The organism is Citrobacter telavivensis, assembly GCA_009363175.1.
GTDB lineage: Bacteria > Pseudomonadota > Gammaproteobacteria > Enterobacterales > Enterobacteriaceae > Citrobacter_A > Citrobacter_A telavivensis.
Genome location: CP045205.1, coordinates 3,837,829 through 3,860,851 on the forward strand (window position 1 = coordinate 3,837,829; position 23,023 = coordinate 3,860,851).

At 54.6% G+C, this 23,023-nt stretch carries 16 protein-coding genes; 7 read left to right on the forward strand and 9 right to left on the reverse strand.

The window, feature by feature from the left end; all coding sequences use genetic code 11:
* The first annotated feature begins 5 nt into the window (after positions 1-5).
* Positions 6-797: an aliphatic sulfonate ABC transporter permease SsuC gene (gene ssuC, locus GBC03_20835; GenBank protein QFS72469.1), complete on the forward strand. Its 792-nt coding sequence runs from the start codon at positions 6-8 to the stop codon at positions 795-797.
* Positions 794-1,561: an aliphatic sulfonates ABC transporter ATP-binding protein gene (gene ssuB, locus GBC03_20840; protein QFS72470.1), complete on the forward strand. Its 768-nt coding sequence runs from the start codon at positions 794-796 to the stop codon at positions 1,559-1,561. Before ssuC ends, ssuB begins: the two co-directional genes overlap by 4 nt.
* Positions 1,562-1,663: 102 nt before the next feature.
* On the opposite strand, the gene pepN is transcribed toward ssuB, so the two are convergent.
* Positions 1,664-4,276 (reverse strand): aminopeptidase N, encoded by a 2,613-nt coding sequence (gene pepN / locus GBC03_20845; protein QFS72471.1) that lies wholly within the window; start codon positions 4,274-4,276, stop codon positions 1,664-1,666.
* 265 nt (positions 4,277-4,541) lie between these two features.
* On the opposite strand from pepN, the gene pncB reads away from it, so the two are divergent.
* The 4 genes from pncB to GBC03_20865 all read left to right on the forward strand — a co-directional run bounded on the left by pncB (position 4,542) and on the right by GBC03_20865 (position 10,403).
* On the forward strand, positions 4,542-5,744 hold the full coding sequence (gene pncB, locus GBC03_20850; protein QFS72472.1) for a nicotinate phosphoribosyltransferase: 1,203 nt from the start codon (positions 4,542-4,544) through the stop codon (positions 5,742-5,744).
* 163 nt (positions 5,745-5,907) lie between these two features.
* Positions 5,908-7,317 (forward strand): asparagine--tRNA ligase, encoded by a 1,410-nt coding sequence (gene asnS / locus GBC03_20855; protein ID QFS72473.1) that lies wholly within the window; start codon positions 5,908-5,910, stop codon positions 7,315-7,317.
* Positions 7,318-7,922: 605 nt separating this feature from the next.
* Positions 7,923-9,029, forward strand: coding sequence for a porin OmpF (gene ompF / locus GBC03_20860; GenBank protein ID QFS74094.1), 1,107 nt, complete (start codon positions 7,923-7,925; stop codon positions 9,027-9,029).
* A gap of 183 nt (positions 9,030-9,212) precedes the next feature.
* The gene (locus GBC03_20865; GenBank protein QFS72474.1) at positions 9,213-10,403 is read left to right on the forward strand and encodes an aminotransferase class I/II-fold pyridoxal phosphate-dependent enzyme; all 1,191 of its coding nucleotides are present in this window, start codon (positions 9,213-9,215) and stop codon (positions 10,401-10,403) included.
* A gap of 48 nt (positions 10,404-10,451) precedes the next feature.
* On the opposite strand, the gene GBC03_20870 is transcribed toward GBC03_20865, so the two are convergent.
* The 7 genes from GBC03_20870 to cmoM form a co-directional block, all read right to left on the reverse strand.
* Positions 10,452-11,099, reverse strand: coding sequence for an MBL fold metallo-hydrolase (locus GBC03_20870; protein QFS72475.1), 648 nt, complete (start codon positions 11,097-11,099; stop codon positions 10,452-10,454).
* 19 nt (positions 11,100-11,118) lie between these two features.
* Complete coding sequence (locus GBC03_20875) at positions 11,119-11,667, reverse strand: DUF882 domain-containing protein (protein ID QFS72476.1); 549 nt, start codon at positions 11,665-11,667, stop codon at positions 11,119-11,121.
* A gap of 176 nt (positions 11,668-11,843) precedes the next feature.
* The gene (ldtD, locus tag GBC03_20880) at positions 11,844-13,694 is read right to left on the reverse strand and encodes a L,D-transpeptidase (GenBank protein ID QFS72477.1); all 1,851 of its coding nucleotides are present in this window, start codon (positions 13,692-13,694) and stop codon (positions 11,844-11,846) included.
* A gap of 172 nt (positions 13,695-13,866) precedes the next feature.
* On the reverse strand, positions 13,867-18,327 hold the full coding sequence (gene mukB / locus GBC03_20885; protein QFS72478.1) for a chromosome partition protein MukB: 4,461 nt from the start codon (positions 18,325-18,327) through the stop codon (positions 13,867-13,869).
* On the reverse strand, positions 18,327-19,031 hold the full coding sequence (gene mukE, locus GBC03_20890; protein QFS72479.1) for a chromosome partition protein MukE: 705 nt from the start codon (positions 19,029-19,031) through the stop codon (positions 18,327-18,329). Before mukE ends, mukB begins: the two co-directional genes overlap by 1 nt.
* Entirely contained in the window at positions 19,012-20,334 is a 1,323-nt protein-coding gene (mukF, locus tag GBC03_20895; GenBank protein QFS72480.1) for a chromosome partition protein MukF, read from the reverse strand. Before mukF ends, mukE begins: the two co-directional genes overlap by 20 nt.
* A 3-nt stretch (positions 20,335-20,337) precedes the next feature.
* Entirely contained in the window at positions 20,338-21,117 is a 780-nt protein-coding gene (gene cmoM / locus GBC03_20900; protein QFS72481.1) for a tRNA uridine 5-oxyacetic acid(34) methyltransferase CmoM, read from the reverse strand.
* 135 nt (positions 21,118-21,252) lie between these two features.
* Here cmoM and elyC point away from each other — a divergent pair, with 135 nt between their 5' ends.
* The gene (gene elyC, locus GBC03_20905) at positions 21,253-22,032 is read left to right on the forward strand and encodes an envelope biogenesis factor ElyC (protein ID QFS72482.1); all 780 of its coding nucleotides are present in this window, start codon (positions 21,253-21,255) and stop codon (positions 22,030-22,032) included.
* On the opposite strand, the gene GBC03_20910 is transcribed toward elyC, so the two are convergent.
* Positions 22,009-22,902 carry a phosphotransferase gene (locus tag GBC03_20910; protein ID QFS72483.1) on the reverse strand — a complete coding sequence of 298 codons (894 nt, stop codon included), beginning with the start codon at positions 22,900-22,902 and terminating at the stop codon, positions 22,009-22,011. The two genes, elyC and GBC03_20910, sit on opposite strands and share 24 nt — an antisense overlap.
* Positions 22,903-23,023 lie beyond the last annotated feature (121 nt).

A 23,023-nucleotide genomic window follows, 5' to 3' on the forward strand; every position in this document is an offset into this window, starting at 1 on the left:
TCGCGATGGCAACGCCAATACAAAGGGGGTTATTGCGCGTTGCCCCCTGGTTTTTACCGGTGGGCATCGTCGCCGTCTGGCAACTGGCCTCCTCCGTAGGCTGGCTCTCCGGGCGCATTTTACCCTCGCCAGAAGGGGTGATCGCCGCCTTCTGGACGCTCTCTGCCAGCGGCGAACTCTGGCAGCATCTGGCCATCAGCTCCTGGCGCGCGCTGATCGGCTTCTCGATCGGCGGTTCAATTGGCCTGACGCTGGGGCTGATCAGCGGCTTATCGCGCTGGGGAGAACGTCTGCTGGACACGTCAATTCAGATGCTGCGTAACGTTCCGCATCTGGCGCTGATCCCGTTAGTTATTTTGTGGTTTGGCATTGATGAAACCGCGAAGATCTTCCTGGTGGCGCTGGGGACGCTCTTTCCCATCTACATCAACACCTGGCACGGGATCCGCAATATCGACAGAGGTCTGGTTGAGATGGCGCGCAGCTACGGATTATCCGGCTTTTCGCTGTTTCTCCATGTGATCCTGCCCGGTGCCCTGCCCTCGATTATGGTCGGCGTGCGCTTTGCGCTGGGGCTGATGTGGCTGACGCTTATCGTCGCGGAAACCATCTCGGCCAATTCCGGGATCGGTTATCTGGCGATGAACGCAAGGGAGTTTCTGCAAACGGATATTGTGATTGTCGCCATTATTCTCTATGCCCTGCTTGGCAAACTGGCCGACGTCAGCGCTCAACTGCTGGAACGCGTCTGGCTGCGCTGGAACCCGGCTTATCATGTGAAGGAGGCCACCGTATGAATCCTGCCCGTCTGAACCAGGGTACGCCGCTCCTGCTGAATGCAGTGACGAAAAAGTATGCGGCTAACACCGTACTGAATCAGCTTGATCTGCATATTCCGGCAGGTCAGTTTGTTGCCGTTGTCGGTCGCAGCGGCGGGGGTAAAAGTACCCTGCTACGCCTGCTGGCGGGGCTGGAATCGCCGAATGCGGGTGAACTGCTGGCCGGTACCACGCCGCTTCGCGATATTCAGGACGATACCCGCATGATGTTTCAGGATGCCCGACTTCTCCCGTGGAAGTCGGTGATCGATAACGTGGGACTGGGGTTGAAGGGCAACTGGCGGGACGCTGCGCGTCAGGCGCTGGCGGCAGTTGGGCTGGAAGAACGAGCGACAGAATGGCCTGCGGCGCTTTCCGGTGGACAAAAGCAGCGTGTCGCCCTTGCGCGGGCGCTGATCCACCGACCGGGCCTGCTGTTGCTCGACGAACCGCTTGGCGCGCTGGATGCGTTAACGCGGCTGGAGATGCAGGATCTCATTGTTTCGCTGTGGCAGGAGCATGGTTTCACCGTGCTGCTGGTAACGCATGACGTCAGCGAAGCCGTAGCGATGGCCGACCGGGTGTTGTTGATTGAGGATGGCAGGATTGGCCTGGATCTGACGGTCGACATTGCGCGACCGCGCCGGTTAGGATCGGTGCGTTTAGCGGAACTGGAAGCCGACGTGTTGAGTCGGGTTATGCAGCGTGGGGTAACAGAACAGCCAGCCCGTCGACATGGATAAGCATTCAGGACGTTCCATGCCCGGTAGGCGAACGCCACCGGGCATTTTGCCGGATGGCGGCGTTACCGCCTTATCCGGCCAACAAAACGACAGGTCAATGTCTCAGGCTAACGCTTTGGTAACCTTCTCGAACAGATCGCCGGAAAGATTCTCCAGCCCTTTCAACTGCTCCAGCGCGGCACGCATTTTTTGCTGACGTTTCGCATCATAACGCTTCAGGCGGATCAATGGTTCGATCAGGCGTGACGCTACCTGCGGATTACGGCTGTTAAGCTCGGTCAACATCTCGACCAGGAACTGATATCCACTGCCATCTTCCGCATGGAAAGCCGCCGGGTTACTGCCAGCAAACGCGCCAATCAGCGAACGAATACGGTTCGGGTTGCTCATGCTGAATGAACGGTGTTTCAACAGGCCGCGCACCGTGTCCAGCACGTTATCTGCCGGACTGGTGGACTGCAGGATAAACCATTTGTCCATCACCAGACCGTCCTGATGCCACTTGTCGTCATACTCCTGCATCAGCGCGTCACGGCACGGCAACTGCGCAGCCACGGCCGCAGAGAGCGCCGCCAGCGCATCGGTCATGTTGTTAGCTTCGCGATACTGTTTGCTCACCAGCGTATCTGCCAGCGTCGTTTCACCGAAGGCCAGGAAGCGCAAGCAGGCATTACGCAGCGTACGTTTGCCGATGTCCGCATGCTCAACGCGGTACTCCTCCAGGCGATTGGCGTTATAGATTGCCAGGAACTCATCCGCCAGTTCCGCCGCCAGAGTACGCGTTAACGCTTCGCGAACTTCCGCGATCGCCAGCGGATCGATAACCTCAAACAATTCGGCAATTTCGTTTGCCGAAGGCAGCGTCAGAATTTCCGCCGCCAGCGCCGGATCGATCTTCTCATCCAGCAGCACGGCGCGGAAAGCATCCGCCACATGCACCGGCAGAGAGAGCGGCTGTCCCTGCTGATGACGCGCCACGTTCAACTTAATGTACGTTGCCAGCAGGCTTTGCGCCGCGTCCCAACGGGAGAAGTCGTTGCGCGCATGGCGCATCAGGAACGTCAGTTGCTGATCGCTCCATTTATATTCCAGTTTCACCGGGGCAGAGAATTCGCACAGCAGCGCCGGTACCGGCTGGAAATAAACGTTATCGAACACAAACGTCTGCTCCGCCTGCGTCACGTTCAGCACGGCGTTCACCGGATGACCACCTTTCTGTAGCGGGATCACCTTGCCTTCGTTGTCATACAGTTCGATGGCAAACGGAATATGCAGCGGCTGTTTCTCGGCCTGATCCGGCGTTGCCGGCGTGCGCTGGCTGAGGGTCAGCGTGTACTGCTCCGTTTCCGGGTTATAGTCATCCTTAGCGGTAACAATCGGCGTACCGGACTGGCTGTACCAGCGGCGGAAATGGGAAAGATCGACGTTGGAGGCATCTTCCATTGCCTGAACGAAGTCATCACAGGTCGCCGCGCTGCCGTCGTGACGCTCAAAGTACAGCTGCATCCCTTTCTGGAAATTCGTCTCACCGAGCAGGGTGTGGATCATGCGAATGACTTCTGCGCCCTTTTCATACACGGTCAGGGTATAGAAATTGTTCATTTCGATGACCTTATCCGGGCGGATCGGATGCGCCATCGGACTGGCATCTTCAGCAAACTGCAGGCCGCGCATGGTGCGCACATTGCTGATCCGGTTAACCGCTCGGGAACCAAGATCCGAACTGAACTCCTGATCGCGGAAAACGGTTAACCCCTCTTTCAGGCTCAACTGGAACCAGTCGCGACAGGTGACGCGATTACCGGTCCAGTTGTGGAAATACTCATGGCCAATCACGCGTTCAATATCGAGATAATCTTTGTCGGTGGCGGTGTCGGTTCGCGCCAGCACGTATTTGGAGTTAAAGATATTAAGACCTTTATTCTCCATTGCGCCCATATTAAAGAAGTCGACGGCGACTATCATATAGATGTCAAGATCGTACTCCAGGCCGAAGCGCTCCTCGTCCCACTTCATCGAGTTCTGTAACGACGTCATCGCCCACGGCGCACGGTCGAGATTGCCGCGATCCACGTACAGTTCCAGCGCCACTTCACGCCCGGAACGGGTGGTAAAGGTATCGCGCAGCACGTCGAAATCACCGGCGACCAGTGCAAACAGGTAGCACGGTTTCGGGAACGGATCCTGCCACTGGACCCAGTGACGACCGTTTTCCAGTTCCCCCTCGCCGGTACGGTTACCGTTGGAGAGCAGGAACGGATATTTGCTTTTATCGGCAATAATTTTGGTGGTAAAACGCGCCAGTACGTCCGGACGGTCGAGATACCAGGTGATATGGCGGAAGCCTTCTGCTTCACACTGGGTGCATAACGCCTCGCCCGACTGATACAGGCCTTCCAGCGCGGTGTTCCGGGCCGGGCTGATTTCATTAACAATACGCAGCGTAAAACGCTCGGGCAGATTGCTAATCACCAGCGCGCCCGCTTCTTCTTTATAAGCTGTCCACGGTTCATCGTTGACGTGGAGAGAGACCAGCGTCAGATCTTCTCCATCCAGTTTCAGCGGGGCATCCGATGCGCCATGACGAACAGCCTGGCTCACTGCCGTGACCACGGTTTTTTCAGCATCCAGGTCAAAGGTCAAGTCAATATCAGTAATCTGGTAATCCGGCGCACGGTAGTCGTGGCGGTATTTGGCTTGTGGCTGTTGTGTCATAAAAAACCTTTAGCATCTTTTGAAGAGTCTCGACTTCAGTCTATTCCTGTTGCGCAAAACGCGCTACGCAGAATGTTTATCTTTTCAGGCACAAACACTCTTTTTGCTACATTTTTATAACACACGGCACGAAATGCACTCGACCCTGGCGTCACCTTATGGTGTGATCGGGGTTCAATAAATCGCTAAACAAGGTATACTCCAGCGGTTTTCTTAGTTGTTTATTGTACTAAACGCTCCCGTGAGAGGATGCTACTGCGCACCTATGACACAATTCGCTTCTCCTGTTCTGCACTCGTTGCTGGATACAGATGCTTATAAGTTGCATATGCAGCAAGCCGTATTTCACCACTACTATGATGTGCAGGTAGCGGCTGAATTTCGTTGCCGAGGCGACGACCTGCTGGGTATTTATGCCGACACCATTCGCGAGCAGGTCAATGCTATGCAGCACCTGCGCCTGGAGGATGAAGAGTATCAGTGGCTCTCCGGGCTGCCCTTCTTCAAAGCGGATTACCTCAACTGGCTGCGCGATTTTCGCTATGACCCACAGCAGGTTTCCGTCAGCAACGACAACGGAAAGCTGAATATCCGCCTAACCGGTCCGTGGCGTGAAGTCATCATGTGGGAAGTCCCGTTGCTGGCAGTGATCAGCGAACTGGTTCATCGCTATCGCTCACCAGAAATGGGCGTTGCGCAGGCCCTTGATACGCTGGAGACGAAATTAGTCGATTTCTCTGCTTTAACGTCCAGTCTCGATATGTCCCGCTTCCACCTGATGGATTTCGGCACCCGCCGACGTTTTTCCCGCGAAGTGCAACAGGCTATCGTTAAACGTTTGCAGCAGGAGTCGTGGTTTGTTGGCACCAGTAACTACGATCTGGCCCGCCGTCTGTCGCTAACGCCAATGGGCACACAGGCGCACGAGTGGTTCCAGGCGCATCAGCAGATAAGTCCAGAACTGGCGACCAGCCAGCGCGCCGCGCTGGCCGCATGGTTGAATGAATACCCGGACAAATTGGGTATCGCGTTGACCGATTGCATTACCATGGACGCGTTTTTACGCGACTTTGGCGCTGAATTTGCCACGCGCTATCAGGGACTGCGCCATGACTCGGGCGATCCTGTTGAATGGGGCGAAAAGGCCATCGCCCATTATGAAAAGTTGGGTATCGATCCGCACAGCAAAACGCTGGTCTTTTCCGACAATCTGGATCTGAGTAAAGCGGTAGACCTTTATCGTCACTTCTCCTCCCGCGTACAGTTGAGTTTTGGTATTGGTACGCGTCTGACCTGCGATATTCCGCAGGTTAAGCCGCTGAACATTGTGATCAAGCTGGTCGAGTGCAACGGTAAACCGGTTGCCAAGCTGTCTGACAGCCCGGGTAAAACCATTTGTCACGACAAAGCCTTTGTTCGCGCGTTGCGTAAAGCGTTTGATTTACCGCATATCAAAAAAGCCAGTTAATCCTCCCAGGGAGCCGCTTCGGCTCCCTTTTCGTACTTATTTCTGAAATCTTTCTCTTTGCCTGTTAATTCTGCTTGTCTGATTGCAGATGCCAGGTAACATAGGAAATCCCCATTCCGGGGAACATGTGTTTATATATCGGACTATTAACAGAGAGAATATTATGAGCGTTGTGCCTGTAGCCGACGTACTCCAGGGCCGCGTAGCCGTTGACAGCGAAGTCACCGTGCGCGGATGGGTACGTACCCGCCGAGATTCAAAAGCTGGCATCTCCTTCCTCGCCGTTTATGACGGTTCCTGCTTTGATCCTGTACAGGCCGTCATCAATAATTCTCTGCCCAATTACAATGAAGAAGTGCTGCGTCTGACCACCGGCTGCTCCGTTATCGTTACCGGCAAGGTTGTGGCCTCTCCGGGACAAGGACAGAGTTTTGAGATCCAGGCCACTGAGGTTGAAGTCAGCGGCTGGGTTGAAGATCCTGACACCTACCCGATGGCGGCGAAACGTCACAGCATCGAGTACCTGCGTGAAGTTGCACACCTGCGTCCGCGTACCAACATGATTGGTGCCGTCGCTCGTGTTCGCCACACGCTGGCACAGGCGCTGCACCGTTTCTTCGATGAGCAGGGCTTCTTCTGGGTTTCCACTCCGCTTATCACCGCGTCTGATACCGAAGGTGCGGGTGAGATGTTCCGCGTGTCGACGCTGGACCTGGAAAACCTGCCGCGTAACGATCAGGGCAAAGTGGATTTCGACAAAGACTTCTTTGGTAAAGAGTCCTTCCTGACCGTATCCGGCCAGTTGAACGGCGAAACTTACGCCTGCGCGTTGTCGAAGATCTATACCTTCGGTCCGACTTTCCGTGCGGAAAATTCCAACACCACCCGTCACCTGGCGGAGTTCTGGATGCTGGAACCGGAAGTGGCCTTCGCCAACCTGAGCGACATTGCCGGTCTGGCGGAAGGCATGCTGAAATATGCCTTCAAAACCGTACTGACCGAGCGAGCTGACGACATGAAGTTCTTTGCCGAGCGCGTGGATAAAGAGGCGATTAGTCGTCTGGAACGCTTCATCGAGGCGGATTTCGCCCAGGTGGATTACACTGATGCGGTCGCCATTCTGGAAGAGTGCATTAAGAAAGGCAGAAAGTTCGAAAACCCGGTTTACTGGGGTGTCGATCTCTCCTCCGAACACGAACGTTATCTGGCAGAAGAACACTTTAAAGCGCCGGTAGTGGTGAAAAACTATCCGAAAGAGATTAAAGCGTTCTATATGCGCCTGAACGAAGACGGTAAAACCGTTGCCGCGATGGACGTTCTGGCTCCGGGTATCGGTGAAATCATCGGTGGTTCTCAGCGTGAAGAGCGTCTGGATGTGCTGGATGCGCGTATGCTGGAAATGGGCCTGAATAAAGAAGACTACTGGTGGTATCGCGATCTGCGTCGTTACGGCACCGTGCCGCACTCCGGCTTCGGTCTCGGCTTCGAGCGTCTGATCGCGTACGTTACCGGCGTACAGAACGTTCGTGATGTGATCGCCTTCCCGCGCACACCGCGTAACGCGACGTTCTAAAACCGTTCGCCAAAAGGCCAGCCCCGCTGGCCTTTTTTATTGGCTGAAATGTCAGGTTTTGTGAGTAATAAGTAAGCAACTCTAATAGCAACCCCCAAAACCCCTTCTCCTGTTACCTGATGTTACGCCGTAATATTTCTGTACAAAAAATAAACCGCATCATTCTTGTGGATTAGTATTTCCTCATCCAATAGCACGTTTTATACACAATTCCACAGCATTCCAGACGTCCAGAAATAGCCATAAGTAAAACTGGAAACGTCTACTTTCTGTACGCTATTTTTCATTTATCCAAATTAAAGATAAGAAAATCATATAAATAGATATAAGTGGGGTGATCTGGAGCTGAAATCGTTTCGAAATTTGATGTCGTTCACAAAGTTCCAGAAAAGTAATATTTAGTTACACATTTTTTCTTTCTGAAACTAATTCTTTATCTTTGTAGCACTTTCACGGTAGCGAAACGATAGTTTGAATGGAAAGATGCCTGTCAGACACATAAAGACACCAAACTCTCATCAATAGTTCCGTAAATTTTTATTGACGAAATTTATTGGCGGCAGTGGCAGGTGTCATAAAAAAACCAATGAGGGTAATAAATAATGATGAAGCGCAATATTCTGGCAGTGGTTATCCCTGCCCTGCTGGTAGCCGGTGCAGCTAACGCTGCAGAAATCTACAACAAAGACGGCAACAAACTGGACCTGTACGGTAAAACCGTTGGTCTGCACTATTTTTCTGATAACAAAGGCAATGACGGCGACCAGACTTATGCCCGTCTTGGTTTCAAAGGGGAAACTCAGATCAATGACCAACTGACCGGTTACGGCCAGTGGGAATACCAATTCCAGGGTAACAACTCTGAAGGCGGCGATGATGCTCAGAATGGTAACAAAACCCGTCTGGCGTTCGCCGGTCTGAAATTCGGTGACGCGGGCTCCTTCGACTACGGTCGTAACTACGGTATCGTTTACGATGCACTGGGTTACACCGATATGCTGCCAGAATTCGGCGGTGATACTGCTTACAGCGATAACTTCTTCGTTGGCCGTGTTGGTGGCGTTGCGACCTACCGTAACTCTAACTTCTTCGGTCTGGTTGACGGCCTCAACTTCGGTGTTCAGTACCTGGGCAAAAACGAGCGCGCAAGCAGCTACGAAGTTGACTCTACCGATCCGACCAGCAACAACTTCAGCGATGTTCGTCGTTCTAACGGTGACGGCGTCGGCGGTTCTATTAGCTACGAAATGAATGGCTTCGGCATTGTTGGTGCTTACGGTGCAGCTGACCGTACTAATGCACAGCAGGATCCGTCACTGCTCGGCAGTGGTGAAAAAGCTGAGCAGTGGGCGACGGGTCTGAAATATGACGCGAACAATATCTACCTGGCAACCAACTACGGTGAAACCCGTAACGCTACCCCGATCAAAGGCGGCTTCGCAAACAAAACTCAGGACTTCTTCGTTGTGGCTCAGTACCAGTTCGATTTCGGTCTGCGTCCGTCCATCTCCTACAACAAATCTAAAGCGAAAGACGTAGAAGGTGTAGGTAGCGAAGATCTGGTGAACTACGTTGAAGTGGGCGCAACCTACTACTTCAACAAAAACATGTCCACCTATGTTGACTATCAGATCAACCAGATTGATTCTGACAACAAACTGGGCGTGAACTCTGACGACACCGTTGCTGTCGGTATCGTATACCAGTTCTAATAGCAGACCCCTTTGTTAAATGCCTAAAAAACAGGACTTCGGTCCTGTTTTTTTATGCCTGTCAGCCAAATCTTGCGACTTCAAAAAACCTGCAGGGTTTTCATCACTAACGGTTGGCATTTTGTAAATCTACCGTTAACCTGATAACGGATTTCCCTTCTGTAACCACAATGGAACCTCGTCATGTTTGAGAACATTACTGCCGCCCCTGCCGACCCCATTCTGGGTCTGGCCGATCTGTTTCGTGCTGATGACCGTCCTTCGAAAATTAACCTTGGGATCGGTGTCTATAAAGATGAAACTGGCAAAACGCCAGTGCTGACCAGCGTTAAGAAAGCCGAGCAATACCTACTCGAAAATGAAACAACGAAAAACTACCTCGGCATTGACGGTATTCCGGAATTTGGCCGTTGCACACAGGAACTGCTGTTCGGTAAAGGTAGCGCGCTGATTAACGACAAACGCGCACGCACGGCACAAACGCCGGGCGGCACCGGCGCGCTGCGCGTTGCTGCCGACTTCCTGGCAAAAAATACGGCAGTAAAACGCGTATGGGTGAGCAACCCGAGCTGGCCAAACCATAAGAGCGTGTTTAACTCCGCCGGGCTGGAAGTACGCGAGTACGCTTATTACGACGCAGAAAACCATTCTCTGGACTTCGACGCGCTGCAAAACAGCCTGAGCGAAGCGCAGGCTGGCGACGTGGTGCTGTTCCACGGATGCTGCCATAACCCAACCGGTATAGATCCTACACTTGAGCAGTGGCAAACCCTGGCTCAGCTTTCCGTCGAGAAAGGCTGGTTACCGCTGTTTGACTTCGCATATCAGGGCTTCGCCCGTGGTCTGGAAGAAGACGCGGAAGGACTGCGCGCGTTCGCCGCGCTGCACAAAGAGCTGATTGTCGCGAGTTCCTACTCCAAGAACTTTGGCCTGTACAACGAGCGTGTCGGTGCCTGTACGTTAGTTGCGGCAGATACGGAAACCGTTGACCGCGCCTTCAGCCAGATGAAATCCGTTATTCGTGCAAACTACTCTAACCCGCCCGCCCACGGCGCATCTGTGGTTGCCACAATCCTCAGCAACGATGCACTGCGCGCAATCTGGGAACAGGAACTGACCGACATGCGTCAGCGCATTCAGCGTATGCGTCTGCTGTTTGTGAATACCCTGCAAGAGAAAGGGGCGGATCGCGATTTCAGCTTTATCATCAAACAAAACGGCATGTTCTCTTTCAGCGGCCTGACCAAAGATCAGGTTCTGCGTCTGCGTGAAGAGTTTGGCGTCTACGCGGTGGCTTCTGGCCGCGTCAACGTCGCCGGGATGACCCCGGATAACATGGCACCGCTGTGCGAAGCCATTGTCGCCGTGCTGTAAGACTTCCGATAAAACAAAGCCCGCGATAAGCGGGCTTTTTAATGGGGATTACCAGACAGGCATTTCATCCTGCAGGAACGGATTGTGCAACCGTTCATAGCCCAGCGTCGACAGCGGTCCATGACCTGGAATAAACGTTACGTCATCGCCTAACGGCAACAGCTTACGTTTGATCGAATCAATCAACTGGTTGTGATCGCCGCGCGGGAAATCACTACGCCCTACTCCGCCTTTAAAAATCACGTCGCCTGAAATGAGAAGTTGCGACTGCTCGTCAAAGAAAACAACGTGTCCAGGCGTATGCCCCGGGCAATGCAACACCTGTAAAGTCACATTCCCTACGCTGACACTATCTCCTTCGTTAAGCCAACGGTCGGGTGTCAGTGGCTGACATTCGCCGAGGCCAAACATGCGACTCTGAGCTGGCAGACCCTGCAACCAGAACTCATCTTCTTTTTCCGGACCGATAACCGGTACGCTATAGTGCTGCGCCAGTTCCGCCGCGGCACCCACATGATCGAGGTGTCCGTGAGTGAGCAGGATTTGCGTCAGCGTAATGCCGCTGGCGTCCACTTCCTGTTTGATTTTCTCAGCATCACCGCCGGGATCGACAAGCGCTGCCAGACGCGTTTGCTCACACCAGATCAAAGAACAGTTCTGGGAGAACGCGGTGACCGGAATAATACGATAGTTCATACTGCTCCTGTTTCGTTAATCACCAGTGCCGCGCCGGCCCGGTGTCAATATGCACAAAGTTACTGCGTGGGTAGTATCCTACACCACCTGCGCGCATAGATAACGCGGCTTTGCGAATATTACTTAACGAAATTCCTTCAATATGAAAATCCATTGCCTGGCCTTTGGTGTGATAGCTTTGTTTCGCTACCCCACGGCTGTGCGCACGCAATTCATTGTTGGTATCCAGTGAACGATAACCGGAAATCAGCTGAACAGGTTTACGCGTTCCCAGCAGCCCTTGCAGGCGGAAAAGCTGATCGAAGAGTCCGGGATCGATGGACTTCACCTTATTCGCGCGATAGTCACGGAAAAAATGGTTAAGTTTGGCTAATTCATCCTGAATATAAGCTCTGCCATCAAAAAATTCCGCTTTGATTGACTCTCCGGTGTTGAGGTTACTCAGAGTCAAAATACGCGGACGCGGGGTAGAGAGTGTGGCAAACGCAGGCACAGGCAAGATGGCAGCGCCGAGGGCAGCACCACCTAACGCCAGCAGTTTGCGGCGATTAGCGTCAAATTTGTCCATGGTTTAAGGTCTACAGGTCAATGTTATCGTCTATATGCTTTAGCGCACGATAGGCACCTTAACTGGCAACAAAGCTGCCGTCAAGTTGGCCCAACCCCAGTAATGACGGGGCTTCTGGGCCGATGCCCCTGTCACTACCAAATATTACGACAACAGATTAACCAGAACCTCTTCATTTACCTGATTAATTGCTCAGCTTTTGCCACAATTTGTGCGCTGGATCGCGCCGTCAGATCATAATTGTAAATATCTGTACGATACTGGGTGCGCCCGTCTGCGCCAACAAACGCCGTCAGGTAGTAAAGGTTGACCGGAATAGTCTGGCGAATATTCACATAGCGCGTGTCACCCTGCTTTAGCGCATCGGAAATGCGCGTATCGTTCCAGCCCGCGTCCTGCAACAGCATATTTGCCAGTTCCGACGCCTTGTTTACGCGCACACAGCCGGAACTGAGCGCTCGGGTATCTTTCTGGAACAGATTGTGGTTCGGCGTATCGTGCAGATAGATAGCATCGGAACTGGGCATATTGAACTTATAGCGGCCCAGCGAGTTACGCGCGCCAGGCGCCTGCTGGAAACGGAACGGTAAATTTGATGGCGTGATGGTTGACCAGTCAACCTGCCACGGATCTATCGCCTCTCTGCTGTTCCAGCCTCGCATCACGGTATAACCGTGACGTTCAAGGTAGCCCGGATCGTTCCACAGTTTGGGCAGAATGTCTTTACGTGCCAGCGTCGGCGGGACGTTCCACGGTGGATTGACCACCACGTTATTCAGCGCGCTGCTCATCATCGGCGTTTTACGATCGGGACGACCAACAATCACCCGGGACGCCAGCACTTGATTACCGTTCTGGTAATAAACCAGTGAATACGCCGGAATATTCACCATAATTCCCGTCGAAAGTTCAGACGGAAGCAAGCGCAGACGCTGGATATTGAGTGCCAGTACGCCCGCACGCTGCGCGGGCGTCATGTTCAGCCAGTCACGCGTGGCAGGGCCAATTGCGCCATCCGCGCCCAGCCCTTGCCAGGTCTGGAAGCGTTTTACCGCTTCAACCAGCTCTTTATCATACGCGGCACGAACAGCCGGTGCTGGCTTACTGCGCGGGACGGTCTGTTTTGCGGCGTCAACGCTCGGGGTTTCAACGGCAACAGCAGACGGGCTGACCACCGCCTCTGACGGGGTCTCATCACCCGGCAGCGCAATTTTAGGTCCCCCTTCCAGCATCCCGGTACGTTGCAGTATTTCCCGCAGTGCCGGCACGTCGTTGCTCCACTGACCCGGTCGCAGCGTTGCTTTGCCGGTTAGTTGCGGCCACGGACGTGAATCGCCCACCAGCGTCAATAGCGACGCGTGCATCGATGCATACTGAGGGTGCTGAGGCGCCAGCCCGGCAATAAACGTCGGGAGTTGCCCATTATCCAGCGCGACCTGCCACTGATTGAGAACCGACAGCGGTGGCGTCGCCAGCACATACGGCTTGCTGCTGTATAGCCAACGGTTGCCCTTGACCGGGATATTGGCTATCAAATGGAGATAACCCATCATCGCATCAGACAACACCAGATCGCGTGTAATACCGCTAACGCCAGGATCGGTCAGTAACGCCACCCAGGTAGTAAACTGGGGCTGGAAACCGGCGATGGCGACCTCAGCTAGCTGCTGCTGGAACGCTTTTACGGCTTCACGATTTTCCCACATGGGTTTCATATCGCGCGCCGCATAGAGCAATTCAAGCTGATTCATATAGACAGGCGTGTAGCCCGAGGGAAGTTGCGACTGCAGTTCAGTCCGCGCCTTTTCCGCCGCCCCTTCAGGAAGAGGCTGCAGACCCGCCATCACGGCCGTTGCGCCAGATTGCGCCTGCGGCTGGGCGAGGCTCTGCTCACTGGCAACAACGGGGCTGTCGCCAGGTATAACTTCAGGCTCATCAGCCTGAACACTGAACAGTGGAGCGAATGCTACGGCCAGGCATAAACTCATTGCCGAGAGCCGACGACCACCAATTTTATTAAGCAACATCCCTTGCCCTCTGGTTACATTACGACATGCTCACATCTACCGGAGCTTTCCTTCATTATAGAAAGGCTGTTATGTGATTGCCTAACCTAATGTAAAGAAGTTTAAAGAAAATGCACCTGAAATCCGCTGATTAAGAAATGAAAAAGACGGCTTTTCAGCCGTCTTTGGGGTTTTAGCTGGCCTCTGACGGGGCATCAGCCTCACCGGGGAGAGGGTCAGGCAACTGCGGGGCAAACCCGCGCAGTCCGACCACGTGGACGTGTTCCGTATTCTGGAAAACTTTACGAACCAGCTTATAGGTGGTGCCCTTCTCCGGACTGATGTTTTCCGGTGCCGCGATGATCAACTGCATTTGCAGACGCTCGCACAGCTCGAACAGCGTCGCGATGGAGCGCGCATCCAGACGGGCCGCTTCATCGAGGAACAGCAGACGGCATGGGGAGATGTCTTTCCCGCGCAGACGACGCGCTTCATCTTCCCAGCTCTGAACCACCATCACCAGGATAGACATCCCGGTCCCGATCGCTTCACCGGTCGACAGTGCACCGGACTCCGCACGCAGCCAGCCGTCGGAACCCCGGTTGACTTCCACTTCCATTTCGAGATAGTTACGATAGTCCAGCAACTCCTCGCCAATGGTCTGCGGCGTACGCTGCCCCATGTCGATCTGCGGATTCAGGCGCTGATACAGCTTCGCCAGCGCTTCTGAGAAGGTCAGGCGATTGCTGTTGAACAGATCCTGATGCTGCTCATGCTGTTCAGACAACACTTCCAGCAGCGTGGCATGGGTTTCACGCACATTCACGTTCAGACGCACGCTGTGAACCTGGCCAAACGATACGCTTTGCAGCCCCTGGTTGAGCTGACGGATACGGTTCTGTTCACGCTGGATGGTCTTGCGAATAATGTTTGCCACACTGCGTGAGCTGATCGCCAGTTTCTGTTCACGGGAAGTCAGCTCTTCGGTCAGACGGCCCAGCTCAATTTCCATCTGTTCGATGGCTTCCACTGGATCATCGGTACGAATAATATCCTGACGGATACGCTCGCGCAGGTGCTGGTACACCGCGACAAAGAACTGGATCTTACGTTCCGGACGCTTCGGATCTTCCGACAAACGCAGAACGTCACGCAGATGTTCGTTATCAGCGACCGCCAGACGCAGCGCACCCAGCGCCTTATCCGACATGGAACGCAGTTCGTCACCCGAGAGATAAGCCAGCTCACGGCGGTGCAGGCGACGCTCGACGCCGCTGTCTTTCACCAGCCGCATCACTGCGCACCAGCCGGCTTTCGCGGTCACCACCTGCTCACGCATTTCATGGTAATCGCGTTCCAGCTTGCGAAGTTTGCGGGTCAGATTATCCATCTCCGCTTCACAGAAGGTGAGCGCTTTTTCAAGCTGGTTACGCCGCGCACGGTTATTGCTGAGCTGCGCGTGCAGTTCATCGCGACGAATGCGCGCCCGCTCTTCCGCTCCACTGTCAGCACGAACGCCAATATCCTGCAACTCACGCTGCAGATCGTTGAGCAGCTCTTTCTTGGTGTCATAAGAGCTTTTCAGCGAGGCCAGAACCTGATTGTACTGACTCAGTTGCGCCGCATGGCCGCGCAGGGCTTCACGGGCGCGGGTACGTTCGGCTTCCGCATGTTCCAGTCGCTCGCGCAGCTTTTCATTCAGATCGCTGTTACCGCTGAGCATTTCCGCCGAGTCGGAATAGCCGAAGTGCGCACGACGCTGAACCACTTCAGTCAGCGCAAACGCCTGCTGACGCGCATCACGCTGCGTCTGCTGGGAATACGCGTAGTCTTCTTTCAACTGTTCGAACTGTTCCGGATCGCTCTGTAGTACCGAAACCATCGGTTCCAGTTTCGCCAGTTGGTTGCCGTGCTGCTGCACAAAGCGCGCCGCTTCCTGCGCTTCATCCAGACGCTCGCGGATCTCCTCGACGCGGTCCGCCAGGCTGTCGTCAGCCAGCAGATTCAGACGCGGCAGCAGACGGTTCAGTGCGGCAACGCCTTCTTTGGCCTGCTCGTACTGCAGACGCTGCTGCTGGTTGTCATTTTCGTGAGCGGTCAGCGCACGTTCCAGTTCAACGCGACGACTGTTGAGCTGACGAATTTCGGCTTCCGGATCGGATTCAAACGCCACCGAAAGATGGCTACCAATGAAACGGCTGAACGCCTGATGCAGACGCTGCGTTTTCTGTACGTCAAAAGAGAGCGTGGCAAAACGCTCGGACAACCCTTCACGCTCGGCATGCAGAGTTTCGATACGATTTTCCCGCGCCGCGCGACCAAACAGCGGTACGGACGGGAAGCGCGAATAACGCCACTGGCGATCGGCGATTTTCACCACCACCGCTTTTTCCAGTTCGTCTACGCTGAAGACGCTGTCATCAAACGACTGCGGATCCCCTTCAATCAGATACAAATCTTCCGGGCAATCCGTCAACCCTTCCAGTTGCTCGGCGATAAGCGACAGGTCCGGCACCACGATGGCATGGCGTGATGGGCCATACAGCGCGGAGAAGTACGGCGCATCTTCAAGGCTGACGTCGTCATAAATTTCTGACAGCAGCACACCGCCAAAGCGTTCCGCCAGCGCGTTCAGGCGCTGATCTTCCGAACCGCCAGGCTGACTTAAGCGTTCGATCTCTTCATCGACGGCATTCTTGCGCGCGCCAACTTCGTCGCGTTCCACAATCGCTTCACGTTCACGCTCGAGCAATTGCTGTAAATATTCAGTCACTTCCTGGCCAGAGGTGAACTCTTCGCCACACTGTTCGCTGAGCTGGCTCAGGCTGTTTTGTGCCGCAAGCCAGACAGGCGCACGCTGCATTAAGTGCTGAATGCGGGACTGTAGCTGTTCCTGCTCCTGACGCAGCGCCATGCGCTGTTCGTGCGCGCTGGAGACATTGTCAGACAGCGAGGCGATACGCGCCTCCAGCTCCTGGTGCAGGGCTTCCAGTTCATCAATATCGAAGTTTTTGCCCTGACGCTTACAGAATTCCGCCAACAGACGTTCGGCTTCCTGCTGCTCGCGCAGACGCTGTTCAAGTTCGCTCAGTCGCATGCGCAGCGGCTGCACCTGCTCCGCCAGGTGGCGCTGATCAACGCCTTCACGCAACAGTTCACGCGCCACGCCCCAGGCCTCATTTCGCGCCAGCGGGCCATTGATCGCCACCACCAGCTGATACGCCTGCTCAAACTGACTGTGCGCGGTTTGCGACACGCTTATTTTCTGCTCCAGCGAGAGCATTTTTTCGGTCGCTTCCTGCTCTTTCGCCTGGAAAGTCTCCAGCCACTGGGCGGCGCTATCGGCCGTCAGATCCGGCAAATGACATACCGCTCTGGCGCGCTCCAGTGCGGAGATCGCCTGGTTGTACTGGATGGCGCGGGTCTGCTGAACGTCCAGCGCCTGCTGGTAATCCGCCAGTTGGCTTTTCAGCTCATCCACTTCCAGCTCGGCAGCCTCGGCGCGCGCTTCGTTTTCTTCCTGGCGATCGGCAGCTTCCGCTACCACTTCGTTTTGTTCTTCGAGACGGATCTGCAACTCGTCGAGATCCGCTTCATAACGTTCAATTTTTTCCTGCTGACGCAGCGCCGTTTGCACCAGGTTCAGGTGATCGCTCGCTGCCTGATAATCGGCTTCGAGATCGCCTTCCGCGCCGTTGTGCTCGCCCAACTCACGCGCCATATCGACGTGCTTATATTGCTCCGCCGCCAGCTGTTTGCGCGAGGTGTACAGTTCACGACGAAACTCCAGCGCTTTATCGAGGTGGATCCGACGCTCATTGGCGTGGCGCATATAGTCCGCCGCCACGTAGTTAGTGGCTTCGCTGATCAGGTGTTTAAACAGATCGCGGTCGGACTGGGTGACGCGAATAGCTTCCAGCGTCAGACGGTTTTCCCGCAGCGCGGCTTCCATATCCTGGAACGCCTTACGCACCCCGCTGTTTTCCGGCAGCAGGTAGTCGCGCAGAGAACGGGTGATCGCGCTGGAAATCCCGCCGTACAGCGAGGCTTCAATCAGGCGATAGAATTTACTACGATCGGAGGCAGAGCGCAGACGACGGGCGATGAGGCCCAGATCGAACATCAGCGAATGGTAGTCGGTTATCGAGTTGAACTGCTTAAACTGCACGCCTTCCATTTCGTCGAGCTTCTCTTTAAGCTCCGTCAACGGCAGGACGCGCGCCTGACGCTCGTTCAGCGTTTCCGTCACCAGTTGCGTGGGCTGCACCGACATCGGCAGCCCCTGAATGGCAAACGGTTTGATGTCGACTTTACGGTCGCGTCCGGCCACCTGCTGCAAACGTACGCCAACCACCACGCGCTGATGCCGCGAGTTGATCGTGTCCAGCATTGAATAGCAGACACCCGCTTTCAGCTTACCGTGCAGGCCTTTATCACGTGAGCCACTGGTCGCCCCGGCTTCGGTAGTGTTACGAAAGTGCAACAGGGTTAAGTCCGGGATAAGCGCTGTGACGAACGCCGCCATGGTGGTGGATTTCCCCGCGCCGTTCCCCCCGGAAAGCGTGGTAACCAGTTCATCCAGGTCAAAGGTGCGGGCAAAGAAACCGTTCCAGTTAATCAGCGTTAGTGAGCGAAATTTACCGCGTTCAATCATTATTCTTCTTCTCCACTGTCCGGCTGATTCTCTTCAGTCTCATCATTGAGCAGCAGGTGGTTTTCGACCGGCATCGCTTCGCCATCGCGAATCAGGCGACGCTGCGCTTCCCGCGGATCATCGCCACTGCGCACATCTGCGCCAAAACGGAACACCGATTCCGTAATACGGAATTTGCTGCTGTCGTGTCCCATAAACCACACCATGCCTAAACGGCGCAGACGGTTTAACGACGAGCGCATTTTTTCCTGTAATTTCTGGCGGTCGACATCGGAGCCGGTTGAACGGTTATTTACCAGCTTCAACAGTTTGGCTTCGTCAGCCAACGTCAGCAGCTCGTCATACAGCTCCTGCTGCGTGAAAATCCCTTCATTCGCCAGCCGCTCCGGGCTGAGATAGAGGTAGCAAAGAATTTTACCGACCATCATGTCCAGTTCAGACAACACGGAACGCGGGATAATGGTCGTTGAACGCGGACGCAGGTAGAAAAACCCTTCCGGCGCGCGGATCAATTCCACGTTATAACGGCTGTAAAACTCTTCCAGGTCGTCCTGAAAATCCATCAGAAAGGCATGATTATCCAGTTCATCCAGACCAATGTGACGGCCTGAACGTAATGCGCTATCCAGCGCTGGAAATAACGGATTCGCCAACGCCTGCGCCAGCTTAACCGGCATCACTTGTTCAATATTTGTCAATGACATGCGCCTGTACCTTGGCTCCGTAATCATTAATCGGCTGCCATTTGGCTGGCAGTCCGGTGAAGTCTGCTTGCGCTACGCCAAGACGTACCGCCTGATCGATAACAATGCGCGCAACGTCGAAATGACGCGCACGCGGGTATTGCGCAAGATACTCGCGCACTACCAGGCCGAGATCCAGCGGCGTCTCTTTCGATTTATAGATAGCCAGTTGGCCTTCGATAATCGCCGCCAGCTGTTCGCGGATCTCATTAAACTCTTCGTACTCTAAGTCCGGCGGAAGTTCCCCGGTAACCTCTTCATCGCGCAGCGCCATCTCTTCGTCGCGCATATCCAGCAGACGATCGGCATTGGCATAGGTCAGCGCCCACGGCTCGTCAAAATAGGTCTGTACCGACTGACGTAAGCGCTGGGCAAAAACGCGGTTTTTATCCATATCGATGGCAGTACGGATAAATTTATGAACATGGCGGTCATAGCCGATCCACAGATCGATCGACTGCTGGCCCCAACTGATAATACGATCCAGCTTGCTTTGCAGGTCAAACACCAGCCTGTCAACAAAATGCAGATCGTCATGGGCCAGCGTCGCATCCTGAATGCGCAGCAGATTGGCCTGTAATTTATCGCCTGCCGCTTCCAGCGTATCCTGCAACTCGCGCAGGGTGCCGGACGTTTCCGAGAGTAACAGCTCACAGCTCGAAATCGCCGCGCGCCAGTCTTTATTCAACAGCTGCGCGATATCATCTTTCACCTGCTGCTGCTGTTCATCCATGATGCGCTGAGTCAGATCGATACTGTCGAAAATCTCTGCCACCGAATACTTGAGCGGCGCATAGACGTTGCGGTGCCAATGGAACTCATCGCCGCCCTCATCGGCGGCATCCGCCGCGCGTTTGAGTTCACCCGCGACTATCGACAACTGCATCGACAAACGCAGTGTGGAAAATTCACGTTGGCGAATATAGTAATCCGTAATGCCAATGCCGAGCGGCGTCAGGCGATAAATCGCGTTCCCTTCTGCCTGCTCACTGGTAAAGCGGTTCAGCAGACGTTGACGCACCATATCGTTGATCGCATTGTTCGCGCGCACGCCAATGGTTTCGCTGGTTTGCTCAAACGCATCACTTACATGGCGGAACGCGTCCACCAGTTCGCCTTCACTCATCTCACCGTCCAGGCGCTCGCCGTTCAGCGTGGCCACCGCCAGCAGGAACGAGAGTCGGTCTACCGGCAGCGAAATAGTGAAGTCATTTTTTCTGGCCCAGGCAACCAGTTCGGGGACTGTCTGGGAAAATTCACTCATAGGTTATCCTTGCATCTGCGGTTTACGCGCGGTGACGTGAATGTAACGACCCAGGCTGACATACGGCTCCTGGCGACAATAACGCGTTTCTAATTCAAGCAATATCTCATAACAGTCACGCTGCTGATGTTTCTCACGCAGATAATCATGAAACACACGCACCCCGGTCTTCCCGGTGATCTGCCAGCCAATCTGTTCCAGCCACTGGTAAACCTGCCCTGGCTCACGCGGATAGTCTGGCGAAAGGGTACGCTTCTTACGCTTTGGCATCCCTATCTGTACGTAGTCAAAGTTCCCTGCCACCATGTTATGCATCAACAGACCGTTGGCATTGTAGAACATTAACGACAGTACGCCACCGGGACGCAATACGGACCACAGGGTCTCTAACACACTGACCGGATCGGCGACCCACTCCAGCACAGCGTGAAACAATATCAGATCAACGGGGCTTTCCAAATGCGAAGCAACATCCTGAGCGGCGCATTGTATAAAATGCATGTTGTGGCTCACATCTTTATCTTCTGCTGCCCGTTGCGCACGGGCGATCATCTCACCGGACAGATCGCACAGCGTCACGTGATGGCCACACTCTGCCATTTTAATGGCCGTCTGCCCTTCACCACCGCCGGCATCCAGCACCCGCAGTTTCTGCGAGCCGTAATCCGCCAGGACACGGTCGAGATCCTGCCACAGGATCGCCTGTCTTAGCTGCCCTTTTGTGGTGCCGTAAATATTACGGGAAAACTTCTCAGCAATGTCATCAAAATTGCGATCCCGCATCGGGCTCTCCACAGGCTGGCTTAGGTGTTCTCTGATAAAACCGCTATTTTGTCACACCCGCGCGGAGAATGAACCTCTCTGGTGTAATATCCCGATTATTCTTCTGCTATATGGTCAAAAAAGGAACCAAAAAGGATGCTCTTTACACTCAAGAAAGTGATTGGCGGCGTGCTGCTGCCTCTCCCTTTTCTGCTCCTGATGATGGGTATCGGCCTGGCGCTGCTGTGGTTTAGCCGTTTTCAGAAAACCGGGAAGGTATTTATCAGTGTCAGTTGGCTGACGCTGTTCCTGCTTAGCCTGCAACCCGTTGCCGATCATCTGCTGCGCCCGATAGAAGCGAGCTACCCGACCTGGCAGGATACGCAGAAAGTGAAATACATCGTCGTACTGGGCGGCGGCTATACCTGGAACCCACAGTGGGCCCCCAGTTCCAACCTGATCAATAACAGTCTGCCGCGTCTTAATGAGGGAATACGGCTGTGGCGGGCCAACCCGGGTTCAAAATTGATTTTTACCGGCGCGAATGCCAGAACCAATCCAGTGAGTACGGCTGAAGCCGGCGCGCGGGTGGCACAATCGCTGGGCGTACCGGGAGAGGATATCATTGTGCTGGACAGGCCCAAAGATACCGAGGAAGAAGCCGCCGCCGTAAAGCAGGCCATCGGCGACGCGCCATTCCTGCTGGTCACTTCCGCCTCTCATCTGCCACGAGCGATGATTTTCTTTCAGCAGGCCGGATTAAACCCACTGCCGGCTCCGGCGAATCAACTGGCCATCGATTCCCCATTGAATCCGTGGGAACGGGCGCTCCCCTCTCCCGTATGGTTGATGCATAGCGATCGGGCAAGCTATGAGACGCTGGGGAGGGTCTGGCAATGGCTGAAAGGAGCGTCAGGCGAGCCAGGGCAGGAGTGATTTCGCGGCAAGATCAAAATGAGAGCGGTTGAAACGCCCGGTATTGACCAGTTGCGCAACTTCATCCCATAACACATATAACCAACGCCGCCAGATGAACGATTCCGCCACTGGCGCGCGTTGCAGGTAGTGCCAGAGCAACCCTTCCGCCAGCGTATTATCCACCAGCCGGAACAGTTCGTACTCCCGTGGCGCCCAGAGCATGATGCCTGGCCCCACCATCGCCAGAAGCTGGTCGCTTCGGGCATCTTTTAGCATGCTGCGCAGACTGAAATTGCCATGCACCAGCACACAGTTGTCGTTAAATCCGTCAAACAGCGCCGGCAGGCATTCGCGGGTGCGAAACAGAATGCGTTTATCCTGCATCGTCAGCCCGGTGTTGTTGAACTGGTTGAGCGTGCTCCAGAGCACCTCAACACGCTGTCGGTACCAGGAGGGCCAAATATTCTCCTGCGTATTATCCACCGCGCCGACGCAGCCGCGGCTATCCTGACGGTGCCAGGCCAGTAACCCTTCGACGATCTGATCTTTGAGCTGTTCCCAGCGTTCCGGCGTCCGGGCTGGCGCTTCAACCGGGACCCCGCGCAGACGTTCGAGCAGTAAGACATCCGGGCCGGGATGCTCGTCGTGGGTCATCACACCATAAATAACCGGCATTCGCACGGTGCCACTACGCGCTAACATGGTGGTTTTCCAGGCCAGTTGCTGTGCGACCCCCGGCGTAGTGAAACTTTGGGCCATCAACGGCATCGGGTTGCCCTGACTGTCATAGAGCGCCCACAGCGCTGTGTCGACTTTTTCATTCACGCATTCAATGCGGCTCAGTTTTTCGCCCAGTAAATGACTTAATTCGGCGCGCAGCTGTTCCATTCAGATTGCCCTCATAAAAGCTACTGCTTTTATAATGAGCGCCACTCCGACAGATGTCACCCGGATGAGATCAATTGTTGAAAAGAAAAAACGAGGAAAATCGTAACGGTACGACACTCCT